At 34.6% G+C, this 15,613-nt stretch carries 16 protein-coding genes; 6 read left to right on the top strand and 10 right to left on the bottom strand.

Going from position 1 to position 15,613, the window contains the following annotated elements; genetic code table 11:
* Positions 1 to 13: 13 nt before the first annotated feature.
* From glyS to rpsU, 8 genes are all read right to left on the bottom strand, one after another.
* A complete protein-coding gene (gene glyS, locus SO785_RS02815) occupies positions 14 to 2,077 on the bottom strand; it encodes a glycine--tRNA ligase subunit beta (RefSeq protein WP_003547620.1) in 2,064 nt (687 codons plus the stop codon).
* Positions 2,070 to 2,987 carry a glycine--tRNA ligase subunit alpha gene (gene glyQ, locus SO785_RS02810; RefSeq protein ID WP_003547621.1) on the bottom strand — a complete coding sequence of 306 codons (918 nt, stop codon included), beginning with the start codon at positions 2,985 to 2,987 and terminating at the stop codon, positions 2,070 to 2,072. The genes glyS and glyQ overlap by 8 nt, the downstream gene beginning before the upstream one ends.
* Before the next feature lie 258 nt (positions 2,988 to 3,245).
* A complete protein-coding gene (gene recO, locus SO785_RS02805; RefSeq protein WP_003547622.1) occupies positions 3,246 to 3,998 on the bottom strand; it encodes a DNA repair protein RecO in 753 nt (250 codons plus the stop codon).
* 96 nt (positions 3,999 to 4,094) lie between these two features.
* Positions 4,095 to 5,000, bottom strand: a complete 906-nt coding sequence (era, locus tag SO785_RS02800) for a GTPase Era (protein ID WP_011254378.1) — start codon at positions 4,998 to 5,000, stop codon at positions 4,095 to 4,097.
* 1 nt (position 5,001) lies between these two features.
* Positions 5,002 to 5,526 (bottom strand): rRNA maturation RNase YbeY, encoded by a 525-nt coding sequence (gene ybeY, locus SO785_RS02795; RefSeq protein ID WP_003547628.1) that lies wholly within the window; start codon positions 5,524 to 5,526, stop codon positions 5,002 to 5,004.
* A 2-nt stretch (positions 5,527 to 5,528) separates the two neighbouring features.
* Positions 5,529 to 6,488, bottom strand: coding sequence for a PhoH family protein (locus tag SO785_RS02790; protein WP_011254379.1), 960 nt, complete (start codon positions 6,486 to 6,488; stop codon positions 5,529 to 5,531).
* Positions 6,489 to 6,512: 24 nt separating this feature from the next.
* Entirely contained in the window at positions 6,513 to 6,956 is a 444-nt protein-coding gene (locus SO785_RS02785) for a GatB/YqeY domain-containing protein (protein ID WP_003547630.1), read from the bottom strand.
* 265 nt (positions 6,957 to 7,221) lie between these two features.
* The gene (gene rpsU / locus SO785_RS02780) at positions 7,222 to 7,398 is read right to left on the bottom strand and encodes a 30S ribosomal protein S21 (protein WP_002880182.1); all 177 of its coding nucleotides are present in this window, start codon (positions 7,396 to 7,398) and stop codon (positions 7,222 to 7,224) included.
* Between the two features lie 265 nt (positions 7,399 to 7,663).
* Between rpsU and SO785_RS02775 the strand changes: the two genes are divergently transcribed.
* From SO785_RS02775 to SO785_RS02755, 5 genes are all read left to right on the top strand, one after another.
* Entirely contained in the window at positions 7,664 to 8,500 is an 837-nt protein-coding gene (locus tag SO785_RS02775; protein ID WP_003547712.1) for a pyruvate, water dikinase regulatory protein, read from the top strand.
* A gap of 169 nt (positions 8,501 to 8,669) precedes the next feature.
* Positions 8,670 to 9,311 carry a M23 family metallopeptidase gene (locus SO785_RS02770; RefSeq protein WP_003547715.1) on the top strand — a complete coding sequence of 214 codons (642 nt, stop codon included), beginning with the start codon at positions 8,670 to 8,672 and terminating at the stop codon, positions 9,309 to 9,311.
* Between the two features lie 124 nt (positions 9,312 to 9,435).
* Positions 9,436 to 10,005: a peptide-methionine (S)-S-oxide reductase MsrA gene (gene msrA / locus SO785_RS02765; RefSeq protein WP_003547717.1), complete on the top strand. Its 570-nt coding sequence runs from the start codon at positions 9,436 to 9,438 to the stop codon at positions 10,003 to 10,005.
* A gap of 84 nt (positions 10,006 to 10,089) precedes the next feature.
* Complete coding sequence (locus SO785_RS02760; RefSeq protein WP_003547719.1) at positions 10,090 to 10,968, top strand: YitT family protein; 879 nt, start codon at positions 10,090 to 10,092, stop codon at positions 10,966 to 10,968.
* 227 nt (positions 10,969 to 11,195) lie between these two features.
* The gene (locus SO785_RS02755) at positions 11,196 to 11,840 is read left to right on the top strand and encodes a temperature-sensitive replication protein (RefSeq protein WP_003547721.1); all 645 of its coding nucleotides are present in this window, start codon (positions 11,196 to 11,198) and stop codon (positions 11,838 to 11,840) included.
* Positions 11,841 to 11,870: 30 nt separating this feature from the next.
* Here the strand turns inward: SO785_RS02755 and thrB are convergent, their stop codons facing one another.
* Positions 11,871 to 12,734: a homoserine kinase gene (gene thrB / locus SO785_RS02750; protein WP_003547723.1), complete on the bottom strand. Its 864-nt coding sequence runs from the start codon at positions 12,732 to 12,734 to the stop codon at positions 11,871 to 11,873.
* Between the two features lie 24 nt (positions 12,735 to 12,758).
* Positions 12,759 to 13,991 (bottom strand): homoserine dehydrogenase, encoded by a 1,233-nt coding sequence (locus tag SO785_RS02745; RefSeq protein WP_003547725.1) that lies wholly within the window; start codon positions 13,989 to 13,991, stop codon positions 12,759 to 12,761.
* Positions 13,992 to 14,106: 115 nt separating this feature from the next.
* Between SO785_RS02745 and thrC the strand changes: the two genes are divergently transcribed.
* Positions 14,107 to 15,597 (top strand): threonine synthase, encoded by a 1,491-nt coding sequence (thrC, locus tag SO785_RS02740; RefSeq protein ID WP_003547727.1) that lies wholly within the window; start codon positions 14,107 to 14,109, stop codon positions 15,595 to 15,597.
* Positions 15,598 to 15,613 lie beyond the last annotated feature (16 nt).

Genomic DNA, 15,613 nt, shown 5'->3' with positions numbered 1-15,613 from the left:
CTTTTCTATCTAATTATTTAATAACTAATTTACTTAAGTTACCTAAGCGATCAGCCAGTTCACTAACAGCGTAAAGCTGTGCTAAACGGTTATTTTTAACCTTTTCATTCTTATCCATGATCATGTTGACGTCAAAGTATTGATCAATGACTGGCTGTAATTGAACAAATCCTTGGTAAAGATCTGCCAAACTTTCAATTTCTTGCAAGTTTTGCACACCAACATAAAGTTCTTTTTCGCTATTATCTTCAAATAAACTTTCGTCAACTTCTACATTACCCTTGAACTTAGCCTTCTTCAGGATGTTGTCAATTCTAGTTAAACTTTCAACAACTGGCTTAAATTCTTCATCGTCGTGGTGAAGCTGCAATACATTAGCTGCTGCTAAAATTTGACTTGGATCTTGTTGACTTGAAGCAAGTACAGCATCAATAATGTCGTACTTAAATTTATTCTTTTGTAAGTATTGCTTTACACGATCACGAATAAAGTCAGCAATTTCTTGATCAACATCACTCTTAGGAAGTCTAGCTGGAGTTACACCATTAAGTAAACTAATAATTTCTGGTAATACTTCGTTAAATGGTAATGACCATTTCTCATTCAATAAGATTCTAACAATACCATAAGCATAACGACGAAGAGCATATGGGTCATTAGATGAAGTTGGGATCATACCTGCACCAAAGAAAGTGATAATAGTATCAATCTTATCAGCAATTGACAAAAGTGAACCTACAGTAGTTTCTGGAAGCGGACCTTCTGCAGTAGCTGGCATGTAGTGTTCCTTAATTGCTACTGAAACTTCTTCATCTTCGCCAGCAAGACGAGCATAATGCATCCCCATTACACCTTGAAGTTCGGCAAATTCACCAACCATTTGAGTAACTAAATCAAACTTGTATAGTTCACTAGCACGATCAAAGTCCTTAACGACATTTTCTGGCAGGTTCCAACGCTTAGCAAGATAGTCACCGATCATACGAACACGTTGAACCTTTTCAGCCATTGAACCAATCTTATCATGGAATGAAACATCTTTAAGACGATCGACAAAGTGACTAAGTGGGTATTTACGGTCTTCATCGTAGAAGAATTGAGCATCATCTAAGCGAGCAACTAAAACCTTTTCATTACCTGAGATAACATTGTCAAGATAATCTTTATTACCGTTTCTTACAGCAATAAAGTGATTAATTAGTTTACCATTTTCATCATAAACTTCAAAGTATCTTTGGTTATCCTTCATTGAAGTAATTAATACTTCATCTGGAATATTTAAGTACTTTTCATCAAATGAGCCAGCAAAGACAGTTGGATATTCTACTAAATAAGTAACTTCTTCCAGAAGATCACGATCAGGTTTAACTTGCCAATGATTTTCCTTAACCAGTTCATCCATTTGGTTAACAATCATATCTTTGCGTTCTTCAGCGTTAGCAATTACATATTGATCTTTCAATGCGTCTTCATAGTCATCCGCATTAGCTAATACAACTGAATCACCCAAGAAACGATGACCTTCAGTCTTGCGACCAGCAGTAATATCCAAAATCTTAACTGGGATCACTTCATTGCCGAATAATGATACAAGCCAATGGATTGGACGAACAAATTCAAAGTCATTTGAATCCCAACGCATCTTAGTAGGAAAAGTCATAGCTTTAATGATTTCACTCATACCAAGTAAGATATCACTAGCTTTTTTACCTTCCTTTTGAACGTGAACATAAGCATATTCAGTGCCCTTAAGCTCTTCAAAGTAGATGTCATCAGTAGTCATACCTTGACCGCGAGCAAAACCTTGCGCAGCCTTGGTCCAATTACCATCAGCATCTTGCGCAATCTTCTTAGCTGGCCCTTTCTTAACTTCATCAATATCGTCCTGCTTTTCAGCTAAATCTTCGACAAGAATAGTCAAACGACGTGGAGTTGAAAAAGTTTTGATATCTTTGAACTTTAAGCCATTTTCTTTTAAAAATTTTCTGGTTCTGTCTGCTAATTGGCTAACGCTGCGTGGTACAACGTGAGCAGGCATTTCTTCAGTACCAATTTCAAATAAATAATCTTTAGCCATTTTCTATCCCTGCCTTCTTATCTTCTGCGCTCTTAAGTAATGGGAAGCCACGTTTTTCACGTTCTTCTACAAACTTAACAGCAACTTCATGAGCCAAGTTTCTAATTCTTGATAAGTATCCAGCACGTTCAGTTACTGAAACAGCACCACGTGCATCAAGTAAGTTGAAAGTGTGTGAACATTTCAAAATGTAATCATATGCTGGATGTACAAGATTTTGGCTAAGAAGACGCTTAGCTGTTGATTCGTAAATTTCAAAGAATTTAAGAAGTTGTTCTTGATCAGATTCTTCAAATGCATATTTAGAATGTTCATATTCTGGTTGCTTGAAGATATCACGATAAAGAATACCGTTACCCCATTCAAGATCAAATACTGAGTTAACATCTTGAATATATGAAGCAAGTCTTTCAACACCATAAGTAATTTCACTCATAGTTGGTTTAACTTCTAATTCACCAACTACTTGGAAGTATGTAAATTGACTAACTTCCATACCATCAAGCCATACTTCCCAACCAACACCGGCACAACCCATTGATGGGTTAGCCCAGTTATCTTCAACGAAACGAATATCGTGTTCTAAAGGATCAATACCTAATACCTTCAAACTGTCTAAGTAATATTGTTGAATATCCTTAGGAGCAGGCTTAATAACCACTTGGAATTGGTGGTGTTGGAATAATCTGTTAGGGTTTTCACCATAACGACCATCCGCAGGTCTTCTTGAAGGTTCTACATAACAAGCTGCCCAAGGTTCTGGACCAACTGCACGAAGAAAAGTGTAAGGACTCATTGTACCTGCACCCTTTTCAACATCGTATGAAGGCATAATCATACAACCTTTGGAAGCCCAGAATTGTTCCAGCTTAAAGATCATATTTTGAATATTTAATTTCTTATCTGCCATTTTCCTTATTCTCCTCCTGCACTAGGCCATAAAAAAAGCCTATGCAAAATTTTGCATAGGGACGAAATATCTCGCGGTTCCACCCTAATTCAGGAAGTCTTCTTCCTGCACTTAATTGAGTATGACTAGAGGGGCCTTTTCCTAGATGTCCTCTCACCAAACGACATTCGCTGAACTAGTACTTTTCTAATCCTCATTATTGTCAAATACGTGTTTATTTTAACACATGAATTAAGTTTAAACCAGATTTTTGCCAACTTAAAAAAGTTTTAATTCATCCAAGAACTTTTTAGTTTTCAAATTTAAATCAATTGTCTCACGATAAATACGATCTATTGCTTTTCTAGTAGCTCTTTTACTTTCTTCACTTACTTTAATTGTTCCTAAGCGTTCTATAGGCAAAAGACCAATTGTTCTCAAAATTGCAGTTTCTTTTGGCTTTAGATGTAAACGACTCTCAACTACATTAAAATGATCACTACAAATCACTCCACCTAACTTAATAGAATAATCAAAAATCCCTTTTTCCTTACCACAAATTACGCAGTGACTTAATTCCGGTTTCACTCCATAGGCGCTAAGCATTTTCATTTGTACAATTTGAGTGATCATTTCACTATCTACACCAGCACTTATCTTTTCTAAAGCAAACACTGCCAGATTATAATACTGGCCCAAAGGCTGATATTCTACAAAAGCATGATCGATTAAATCAAAAATAAAAGAAACATAAGCATTCTTAGTTAGGTCACGATATAATGCATCAAACTGCTGCACTTTTTTATATGTACGCAAATTACTCAAACCATGACCGCTTGTATAAATAACATAAGTACCTGCGGAGAAATTAAGTGTGGCTGCACTCAATTTTGATTTAGGACGCATAGCCCCTTTTACAATTAAGGTAATAATACCACTTTGCTTAGTTATGATTTTAGCCAATAAATCTGCTTCTTTATATTTTTGTCTCTTAAATATTATGCCCTGAACTTCTTTAAGCTCACGTGCCATAAAAATCCCTTCTTAACACCATAATTAACGTAATTTTATCATACAAACAAAATTAAAAGCCACGGCCCTTTTATAGAGCTGTGGCTTTTAATTTAACTATCCAAGTTCTTTTTTATCATAACCAATTTGTTTCAAGAAACTTGGATCTGAACGCCAATTATGTTGAACCTTTACCCATAAACGCAAATTTACTTTTTCACCAAGTAATCTTTCAATTTCCTTACGTGAATCAATTCCGATTTGCTTGAGCATCTTACCACCCTTGCCGATGATAATGCCCTTTTGGCCATCTCTTTCAACATAAATAGTTGCTTCAATAACTAATTTACCATTTTGATGCTTATTCATTTGATCGACTACAACTGCAGTAGCATGTGGAACTTCTTGAGAAGTAAGTCGTAAAATTTGTTCTCGAATAAGTTCTGCAACCACAAAATATTCAGGACGATCTGTGATCTGATCTGCATCATAATATTGTGGTCCTGCTGGTAAATACTTATAGATTGTATTGAGCAAATCATCAATACCAATGCCTTGAGTAGCAGAAATCGGTAGTATTTCTTTAAAGCCATCAAGTTTATGGTATGAATCCATAATCGGTAATAACTTATTAGGATGAATTTGATCAACCTTATTAATTACCAAAAATACTGGAACTTTAACTTCTTTGAGCAAGTCAGCAATATATTGGTCACCTTTACCCATATCCTCAGGTTCAACCATGAATAAAACTAGATCAACATCATTTAAACTAGATAAACTAGCTTTATCCATATAGTCGTCAAGTTTTGAATGAGGTTTAAAGATTCCCGGTGTATCAACAAAAATAACTTGCATTCTATCTGAAGTATATATACCCGAGATACGATTTCTCGTTGTCTGAGGTTTATTTGACGTAATCGCCACTTTTTGACCGACTAAATAATTCATCAATGTTGATTTACCAACATTAGGACGGCCAACTAAGGCAACGAAGCCAGATTTAAATTCTTTTTCTTCCATATTATTTACCTCTGCCTTCATCTAATTGATCAGGATACAATGGTAGTCCATAATCTTCTAACACTTTTCCTTGAATACCAAACATTTCTTTGGCTTCATCAGGTTCAATGTGATCATATCCATTTAAATGCAAAAAGCCATGAACTATTGTATAACCAAATTCTCGGTCAAACCCCGTACCATATTCCTTGCTATGACGTGAGATCACACTAGGACACATAAATAAATCACCAATATCTTCTTGAAAATCTGGATCATCTTTAAAAGCAGCTAAATCAATTGAATCCTCACCATCTTCAATTGCAAAAGAGATAACATCAGTCGGGCGATCTTTATCGCGATATTTTAAATTTATCTCATGACTGCGATCTTCATTAACAAAGTTAATGCTCATTTCCAAATTGTTATCCTTGCCGATTTCTTTCTTTGCTAAAAGCAAAAGTTTCATAATCCAGGTTTTCCAGTCACGCTTTTCATCATCTAAAAAGCCAACCTCGTCATTGTAAGTAATATCAATTGGATCCATTGTTAGTGTTTAATGTCCTCTTTTTCATAAGCAGTAATAATTTTGGCAACTACAGGGTGACGAACAACGTCATTTGCAGAAAAGTTGATGAATTTGATTTGGTCAATATTTTTCAAAATGTGCCGCGCATCGATTAAACCGCTATGCTGTCGTCCCGGCAAATCAACTTGCGTCATATCTCCATTTACGACCATCTTGGAATTAAAGCCAAGACGTGTCAAAAACATCTTCATTTGTGCATCGGTAGTGTTTTGGGCTTCATCTAGAATAACGAAGGCATCATCAAGAGTTCTCCCACGCATATAAGCAAGTGGAGCTACTTCAATAACTCCTCTTTCCATTAAACGATCAGTAGTATTAGTACCAAGAATTGCATATAACGAATCATAAATTGGTCTCAAATATGGATCAACTTTTTCTTTCAAATCACCAGGTAAAAATCCAAGTGATTCACCAGCTTCAACGGCCGGTCTTGTTAAAATTATTCTAGAAACTTCGCCCTTTTTAAATGCTGCAATTGCACATACAACTGCTAAAAAAGTCTTACCAGTCCCAGCTGGTCCAATTCCGAAAACAACGTCAGATTTATTAATGGCTTCAACATAACGCTTTTGACCCATATTTTTGACTCTGATCGGTCTACCTTTAGCATCCCGAATCAAAACCTTCTTGTATAAGTCAGCAAAGTACTCAGTAGTACCTTTATCCGCCATTTTCATCGCGCTAACTGTGTCGGGCGCACCAACGTTAACGCCGGTATTCACGACACTGTCTAATGCTTTCAAAACTTCGATAGCTTTTTTAATGTTTGCCTCATCATTACCTGTAATAACAATTTCATTACCAGTATCTGAAACAGACAAATCATAGCCTTTAGAAAGAAGCTTTAAATTTCCATCATTAACTCCAACTAATTTTTGAATATTCTCTGGTTTTTGAGGTGTAAAAACTGTTTGAGCCAAAAAGACCCGCTCCTTCTTGTATAACTAGCTTAGCTGATCGCGAACTGCTTGCGAAGCAACTTTACCATCAGCACGTCCTTTAATCTTTGGCATTAAGGCCTTCATGACCTTACCAAAATCGGACTTACCTTTAGCACCTACTTCATCAATCGTTTCTTTTACTGCTGCTTCAAGCTCATCCTTGCTCATTTGCTTAGGCATGTACTTTTCAACAACAGCCAATTCTTTCTTAGTTTCTTCAACTAAATCATCGCGCTTAGCTTTAGCAAATTCTTCGATTGATTCTTCTCTTTGCTTCTTTTCACGATTAAGAACTGTCAATTCTTCATCTGGTGTTAAATCATGTCCCAACTTGATTTTTTCATTCATCAAAGCAGATTTAATCATCCGGATAGTATTAAGGGCAGTTTTATCATGATTCTTCATAGCTGTTTTCATATCAGCCATAATTTTATCTGATAAACTCAATCTGGTATCCTTCTTTCTATTAAAAACCCAATAGTATTATAACAAACTATCTACATAACTAAAATAAAACTATTGATTATTTACTATTATATGGAATATTTTTATTGAAAACTAAATTATTGTATCCTTTATTCAAGGCTTAAATACTTAATACCAGATTATCTTATTTTATGACTACTAAATATTTTTAAATTTTGTTATTCACATAAGAATCAAAATATAAACAAAAAGCCCACCCATTCCCGGGTGGACTTTTCAGAAATTATTAATAATGTCTACGCTTACGTGCAGCTTCTGACTTTAATTTTCTACGAACACTTGGTTTTTCGTAGAATTCGCGCTTGCGGTATTCTTGTAAGGTACCACTTCTAGAAACGGAACGCTTGAAACGACGAAGAGCATCATCAATAGACTCGTTTTCGTGAACGATTGTCTTAGCCATGTGTGATCCCTCCTTCCATTTCTTGGCGTTACGCCATACATTTACTTAAATTATACCAAACTAATCTTTGGGGTCAATACAATATTTAAATATTTCTCAAAAAAATTAATTTATTCTTTAAGCCCTTACATCCCTATATATCTAACATTTATATTTTTATCTATTTTATTTCCTTAATCAAATTAATCTCACAGCAATTATTATAATTGCTTATTGTTAATCCGCTTTCATTAATAGTATAATTATTTTAGAAAGAGGTGCTAATATGGCAGAAACAAAAGACCAAAATGTATTAAACATTATCATTATTTCCGATGCTGCTGGTGACACCGCATTTAGTAACGCTACCGCAGCAGCTGCTGAATTTCCAAACGCAGAAATCAATTATCGTCGTTACCCATTTATTACCAATCTTGAAAAGCTGGATGAAGTTTTAAAAGAAATCGAAAAATATCCTAATCTTGTGATCATTTTCAGTTTGGTTAAAGATGAAATGCAAATTCCAGTTATTAAATTTGCACGTGATCACAATATTCAATGTGTTGATATCTTTTCCCCTGTAGTTGAAGCTATTCAACAAACTACTCATATGATTCCAGATCAAAAAATTGGTGCACAGCACAGCTTGAACCAAAAATACTTTGACAGAATCTCCGCAATGGAATTTGCCGTAATGTACGATGATGGGAAAGACCCTAAAGGTTTCCTTGAAGCTGACGTTGTTTTACTTGGTGTTTCTAGAACTTCTAAAACTCCCCTTTCATTATTCTTGGCAAACAAGAATCTAAAGGTAGCCAATTTACCATTAGTTCCTGAAACTCATATTCCAAAAGAAATCTACGAAATCGATCCTAAGAAAATTATCGGTTTAACCAATGATCCATCTGTTTTAAATGAAATCAGACGTCAGAGAATGATTGCTTATGGTCTTAATCCTGACACTACATACTCAAGTATGGATTCAATTAATAAAGAACTTGAATCAGCTCAAGCTTTATACAAAAAGTTAGGTTGCTACGTTATCAATGTAGCTCACCGTTCAATTGAAGAAACTGCTGCACTTATTCTTGAACATTTAGGTATTGACGACTACGCAAAATAGAAAATAACAACATAAGTTACTCAAGGACTGAACTATAAAATTCAGTCCTTTTTGTATAGTCGAAAAAGTTTTGTAATAGTCTCGTAAAACTCTTGCGCTACAATAACTATGGTAAATAAATGAGAGGAGAAAAAATCAGGCACATCCTGAAAATCAAAGAATAGTATATATGAAATTTCGTAAAAAAATTATCACATTATTAAGCGCAGCTTTAGTAAGTACAAGCATTACTACTTCAGCAAGTTCAATAGTCTCTGCTGATACCATTACCGATAACTCAACAACTGCTACAGAAACTACTACAGTTAAAAAAACTTATAAATGGACTTATCCATTCAAGGCAAACGATAAATATGGTGTACGTCCAATGTCAAATGCCCAAGTATTCGGAATGACTAATTATATGCGTTCAGTTAATCCACCTTCATACTTTCACGATGGCTGGGACTTTGGGCATTCAGAGGTTGGCTACTCCCCTGTCTATGCTATTCATGCGGGTACTGTTAAAAAGGTAGCCTATGGTAGCGGATTAGGCTGGTTCATCTGGGTAATCAGTCCAGATAAATATGTAGAAGTTTACCAAGAAGGTTTTACTAAAAAAAGTGATATATATGTGAAAGCTGGGCAAAAAATTAAAGCTGGGCAAAAAATTGGTCGCTTAACCGGCTCTCACCTTCACTTGGGTTTAACTAAGACTGATAAGAAATATATCAACAAACATGGTTTTCCATGTAATAACTGGAATGTTGATAATGGAACATGGTTAAATCCAATTAGTGTAATTCAAAAATATATGGATAAGCAAAAATAATAATCTATTATTGAAGAATCATCATTTGATGGTTCTTTATTTTTGTACAAATTTTTTCAGGTGTTATAATCTAAACCAACTTTAAGAATAAGAAAAATCAAACAAATACGGAGGAATATTAAAAATGTCAGAGAACAACAAGCACATCAAAGCAACTGATATTAAAGAGAACCCTAAGTATGACACGGCAATCTTTGCTGGCGGTTGTTTTTGGTGCATGGTTGAACCATTCGATAACATCACTGGCGTTGAAGAAATCATTTCCGGCTATACTGGCGGTCATACCATTAATCCAACATATGCAGATGTTTGCACTGGTAAAACTGGTCATACCGAAGCTGTAAAAATCACTTACGATCCAGGCAAGATTTCATACAATCAACTACTGAATTATTATTGGCAAGTGACCGATCCTACTGATGCAATGGGCCAATTTCAAGATCGCGGTGATAATTATCGGCCAGTAATTTTCTACAATTCCCAGTTTCAAAAAGAAGCTGCTGAAAAATCAAAGCAAGAATTAGCTAACAGCGGTAAATTTGATAAGCCTATTGTCACTTCGATTGAAAAAGCAATGCCTTTTTATCCAGCGGAAGATTATCATCAAGATTTTTATAAAAAAGATCCTGAAAGATACGCTTTGGAAGAATCTGGTGGACGTAGTGATTTCATAAAAAAACATTGGAGTAAATAGATTTTCTATTGGGACATACTTGAATATTTGTTAAACTTAAGATGCTGATGAATTAGTTTTATTTTAAGGATTTGACATAAACAAATGGATCAATTAGATAAATTTAATAGACGCTATAACTTTTTGTCTAAGTTATCTGCGGCCTTTTTCTATTCAATTGCTGTAGCTATCGCTCTGAATTTCTTTTGGACGCCTGGACATATGTACTCATCTGGAATTACAGGGTTTGCTCAGTTAATTAATACGATCAGTGAACGTTATTTACCGTTTACTTTAACCACGTCATTTATGTACTTCATTTTGAACTTTCCATTATTTATTTTGGCTTGGTTCAAAATCGGACATAAATTCACTTTCTTTACAATTGTTGCGGTAGTATTAGGATCTATTATGATGCACTGGATTCAACCATGGAAAATGCATCTGGATCCTCTTGTATGTGCTATCTTTGGTGCTTCAATTAATGGGATTGGTACTGGACTAGCACTTAAAAATGGAATTTCAACTGGTGGATTAGATATTATAGGCATCGTAATTCGACAAAAAACTGGTATTAGCTACGGTAAATTCAATATATTTGTTAATTTGATTATCATTGCCGCAGCTGGTTGTATGTTTGGGTGGACACGTGCTCTTTATTCTGCATTAACTATCTTTATTAACGGTCGAGTAATTGATGCAGTTTATACTCAACATCAAAAGATGCAAGTAATGATTGTTACCCAGCATCCCCAACATATTATTGATGGTATTCAAACTCGTATGCACCGTGGAATTACTATTTTGCATGATGCAGAAGGGGCTTATAGTCATATTGAAAAAACAGTTTTAATTACAATTATTGATCGTTACGACATGTATGATATTCGTCAAATAGTAGAAAAAGCTGACCCTTATGCTTTTATGAGTGTTAGTGAAGTAGAAAAAGTGTATGGACGCTTTAAAGAGCAAGAGGTTGTTTAATTAAATGGGACTGAAGCCTTGAGACACAAGTCCTTTTAATGCTTCTAACTTAGCTTAAGGGGCAAAAAATTAAGAGTTCAACAATTGGAGTTAAATTTTTCAATTGTTGAACTTTTTTTATACTAGTTACGATGCAATTTAATTAAATAATTACCTCATTCAACATTAGTTTATAATTGATATAGTTAATTTTTATATTTTAAAAATTTATTTAGAAAGGCAATATCATGAGTTCATTTTACGAATTAATCTGGCGTGAAAATGAGTTAGATTCTTATTCAACAGATAAACTAAATTTTATTTTTAATACAATTAACCACCCATTCCCCATACGTTATCGACAAATGTATGCCAATCGACTTGAATGGCAAAAAGCAGTTAATCATCATGACAATATCGTTAAGAAAGTAAAAGATACTATCAATAGTCGTAATGACATTCATAATGTTAGAAAAGCATGGCTTAAGCAACATAATAATGTTAAAGCTGTCGCAGAAAATGGATATACAATTGAACAAGTAGCTAATGAGCTTCCTCATCTGGCTAATCAATTAGGGGCATTCATCGAAATTGAAAACATTGAAATCAAATACTTTGATGATGAACTTAAACCACGTTATGACCTTAATGATTTTGAAGATATTTCTAAACAAAACTATCCATCAAGTGGTTTTAATCAAACAGGAATCACCAAAGAAAAATTTCTCAAATTATATCCTCAAGTATCTGACCCAAATTTAGATAAAGTACTTTTAGCAGCCGAATATGAGCCTAAAAACGATACAGATACAACTATTCCATATTGGTTTGCAGTCAATGCCAAAAGAATGCTAGTTGATGGTGATAGTTTCGCTAATACTTTTGATGACTAAAAAGAAGCCCGCATAAGCGAGCTTCTTTTACTATTCAATAATCTGTACCCCATTTTTGTCGGGATGCAAAATAAAGGTATTAGCCTTTAGGCCATGTTTATTAAGCCCTGACAAAAATCCTCTTACATGTTCATCTTCTATCCAGGTCATCACTGTTGAACCAGCACCACTAAGATAAGTAGCCACAGCATGTTTTTGATGCGCTACTTCACGTATCTGATTTAATTCCGGTACTAATTTTTCACGATATGGCTCATGAAAAACATCACTTTCCATGAGCTCACCAGCCATTTTATAATTTTGAGTAAATAAACTGGCAACCAAAGTATTAGCAATCGCTGAACCATGGGTAGCAGTCTTGAAGTCTAATTCCTTAGGTAAAACTTTACGTGCGTCCTTAGTAGCTAAATTATAGTCTGGTACATAAGCTACTAAAGTATACGGAGGCAATGGCGCCTTGATTGCATCAAAATGTTGATCCACTTCAGTACCAACGACCAATCCACCTAAGATAGTAGGGGCAATATTGTCAGGATGTCCTTCAATTCTGGCCCCAATTTGCACCTTTTCTTCATCTGATAATCCCAATTTACCAAAATGATCAGCCAATTCAATTCCGGCCGCGATTGCACTAGAACTACTCCCCAATCCATGTGCTAACGGAATATCGTTTTTTACACGTAAATGTAGCGGTTGTAACCCTGGATAAACTGTTAATGCTGTTTTTACAATCAAATTAGTTTCATCATGAGGAATTTTGGGTATTACATGATCCACCTGAAAGCGATCCGAAACACTTAAAACCTCTACTTCTAAATAAAGCGAAACAGCCATCCCAATTGAGTCAAAACCAGGACCTAAATTAGCTGTTGAAGCTGGTACTTTAATAATCATCTAACTCCCCCCTTTAGTAATTTACTATAAAATCTTGTAACTTGCTCTTAAATTTTGATCTTGAATCACTAAATCTTGTAATTGTTGGCGACTAATCTCCTCAGTCACCACTACGGTTCTTTCATCCACCCGTTTAATTTCTTTAATTGGTATTTCTAAATCAGAAAGAAGTTTACTCAAAGTAAGTAATGTTTCCTCGGCCTCAAAAGACAAATAATAAGGATACTTCACATCTTCTGAGCTAGTTAATTTCATTATTCTAGAAAAATTACTAAAAGGCTGACCATTTGTTTTCTTAACATAATTATTAGTCTCTGCAATTACGTCACTCATTACAGAACTAGCTGTAGCAGAGCTGCCCGCTCCTGGTCCGGTAAATACAGCTGTTCCTAAGCTTTGACTCTTGATTTGCAAAGCATTAATTTCATTTTTTATATGTGCCATAATTGAATTTTCTGGCAATAAACACGGGGCTACTTCTACGAATAATTTATCATTAATATTTTTAGCAATACCAATTAATTTGATTGTGTAACCCATCTTTTTAGCTTGCTCAATATCAAATGCTTGTAAATTATTTATACCTTCAATAGTAAAGTCATCAATACCAATCTTTGTACCGAAAGCAAATTTACTCAAAATGACAATCTTATACGCCGCATCTTTTCCCGTAACATCATTTGTAGGATCGGCTTCTGCAAATCCAAGTTCCTGCGCCTTTTTTAAGGCTTCATCATAACTTAAACCATTTTCGCCCATCTGAGACAAAATATAATTGGTCGTACCATTGATAATTCCTTGAATTTCTGAAATTATGTCACCCGCATATGACTTTCTAATGGTACGTAGAATTGGTATTCCACCTGCAACACTAGCATCATACATTAAATCGCATTTATTTTTTGCAGCAATAGAAATTAATTCCGAACCATACGTTGCCATTAAGTCTTTATTAGCAGTGACCACATTTTTACCAGACTTTAATGCCTCTGTAATATATTCTTTAGTGGGGTGCAGCCCTCCGATTAGTTCAACAACAATCTTAATCTCAGAATCATTTAAGATATCGGTAAAATCAGTGGTCAATTCAACTGTATCAGCCATATTTTTGTGTTTTTCAATATTACGTACAAGTGCTTTTTTAATAATAATTTCTTCTCCACTTGTTTGTTTAATCTTTTTTTGATTATCTTTAATAATCTTCAATACTCCTGAGCCGACAGTGCCTAACCCAAGTAATGCGATTTTGATTGCCATTTTAGTCTACCCTCTTTTTAATGATTTTCTTATTTTTATGATTGTAACACAAGGCAAAAACAAGTTACAATAATAAATATATTTAGCATTTCCGACTCAGATAGGGAGATTTTTTATGAAATATCGTAGTACTAGAGGTTCAAAAGACAATACACTTAATTCACCATCTGCTATTATTCAGGGCTTAGCCCCAGACGGTGGTCTTTATGTACCTCTTAATTTTCCAGAGCCTAATTTTAAACTTGAAGATCTACCAAAATTATCTTATAAGCAAATTGCCGCAATGGTTATTGCTTTATTTTTCAATGACTTTTCAAAAGAACAAATTATATCATCAGTAACTAATGCATATAACAAACAATGGGATGATCGCAGTGTTGTTCCAATCGAAAAGCACAATGGTAACTTCTATATGGAGCTTTTTCATGGACCTACTTTAGCCTTTAAAGATATCGCTTTACAAATGTTGCCACAACTTATGACCCGAGCAGTTCAAATCGAAAAAATTAATCGTGATATTATCATCTTGACTGCCACATCAGGTGACACTGGAACAGCTTCAATGCGTGGTTTTGCTAACCAAAAAGGCACCGATGTAATTGTCTTTTATCCTGAAGGCGGTGTAAGCCCTGTTCAGCTTAAACAAATGCTTAGTCAACGTGGTAAAAATCTACAAGCTTTTGCTATTAAAGGTAATTTTGACGATGCCCAAACTGAAGTTAAAAAGATTTTTAATGATGAAGCATTTAGAGAGCGTTTAAAACAAAATGGATATCAATTTTCATCTGCAAATTCTATGAATATTGGTCGTCTTATTCCACAAATTTCTTATTATCTTTATACATATGGTCAATTAGTTCGGCGTAAAGAAATCAATTTAGGTGATAAAGTTAACTTTTCTGTTCCTACTGGTAATTTCGGGGACATTTTGGCTGGTTACTATGCTAAAAAGCTTGGCTTACCAATTAATAAATTGATCTGCGCTTCAAATGAAAACAATGTTTTAACCGACTTTTTTGAAACTGGTGAATATGATAAACGTCGTAAATTCCATTTAACTAACGCACCAGCAATGGATATTTTAGTATCTAGCAATTTAGAGCGTCTTTTATTTGATCTATACGATGAAAATGATAAACAAATTGCTAGCTTAATGAATCAGCTTACTCAACGTGGTCATTATCAAGTTAATGAAGACGTTTTAAATGAATTACACCAAATTTTTGCAGCAGATTTTGCTAATGAGAATCAAGTTAAAGAAGAAATTAAGCGTGTATACAATTATGATCGCTATGTAATTGATCCTCACACTGCTATTGGTTCATATGTCGCTCAACAATATAAGCAAAAAACCAATGATGATACTCCAATGGTCATTGTTTCCACTGCTAGTCCATATAAATTCCCTGAAACTGTTTATGAAGCAATTACAGGGCGAGATTGTCCGCAAAGTGGTGTTGCAGCTATTAAAAAACTTCACGAAGAACTAGGTGGTCAACTTTCAATTGGCGTTAGAGCTTTATTTGATCACGAAGCACATATGGAAAAAATTATTAATCCTGAAAATATGGAAGCAGCTATTAGTTCCATTTTGAATTTAAAATAAATTTGAAAGGAAACCT

Origin of the sequence: Lactobacillus acidophilus (genome assembly GCF_034298135.1) — a bacterium.
Classification (GTDB): domain Bacteria; phylum Bacillota; class Bacilli; order Lactobacillales; family Lactobacillaceae; genus Lactobacillus; species Lactobacillus acidophilus.
The sequence above is the reverse complement of the archived record's forward strand: the minus strand, read 5'-3'. Positions and strand labels throughout refer to the sequence as shown.

What these genes read in the sequence shown, in the direction of transcription:
- glyS (WP_003547620.1), bottom strand. Translation starts at nt 2,077, where the DNA reads ATGGCTAAAGATTATTTATTTGAAATTGGTACTGAAGAAATGCCTGCT.
- glyQ (WP_003547621.1), bottom strand. Translation starts at nt 2,987, where the DNA reads ATGGCAGATAAGAAATTAAATATTCAAAATATGATCTTTAAGCTGGAA.
- recO (WP_003547622.1), bottom strand. Translation starts at nt 3,998, where the DNA reads ATGGCACGTGAGCTTAAAGAAGTTCAGGGCATAATATTTAAGAGACAA.
- era (WP_011254378.1), bottom strand. Translation starts at nt 5,000, where the DNA reads ATGGAAGAAAAAGAATTTAAATCTGGCTTCGTTGCCTTAGTTGGCCGT.
- ybeY (WP_003547628.1), bottom strand. Translation starts at nt 5,526, where the DNA reads ATGGATCCAATTGATATTACTTACAATGACGAGGTTGGCTTTTTAGAT.
- rpsU (WP_002880182.1), bottom strand. Translation starts at nt 7,398, where the DNA reads ATGGCTAAGACAATCGTTCACGAAAACGAGTCTATTGATGATGCTCTT.
- SO785_RS02775 (WP_003547712.1), top strand. Translation starts at nt 7,664, where the DNA reads ATGGCAGAAACAAAAGACCAAAATGTATTAAACATTATCATTATTTCC.
- SO785_RS02770 (WP_003547715.1), top strand. Translation starts at nt 8,670, where the DNA reads ATGAAATTTCGTAAAAAAATTATCACATTATTAAGCGCAGCTTTAGTA.
- msrA (WP_003547717.1), top strand. Translation starts at nt 9,436, where the DNA reads ATGTCAGAGAACAACAAGCACATCAAAGCAACTGATATTAAAGAGAAC.
- SO785_RS02760 (WP_003547719.1), top strand. Translation starts at nt 10,090, where the DNA reads ATGGATCAATTAGATAAATTTAATAGACGCTATAACTTTTTGTCTAAG.
- SO785_RS02755 (WP_003547721.1), top strand. Translation starts at nt 11,196, where the DNA reads ATGAGTTCATTTTACGAATTAATCTGGCGTGAAAATGAGTTAGATTCT.
- thrB (WP_003547723.1), bottom strand. Translation starts at nt 12,734, where the DNA reads ATGATTATTAAAGTACCAGCTTCAACAGCTAATTTAGGTCCTGGTTTT.
- SO785_RS02745 (WP_003547725.1), bottom strand. Translation starts at nt 13,991, where the DNA reads ATGGCAATCAAAATCGCATTACTTGGGTTAGGCACTGTCGGCTCAGGA.
- thrC (WP_003547727.1), top strand. Translation starts at nt 14,107, where the DNA reads ATGAAATATCGTAGTACTAGAGGTTCAAAAGACAATACACTTAATTCA.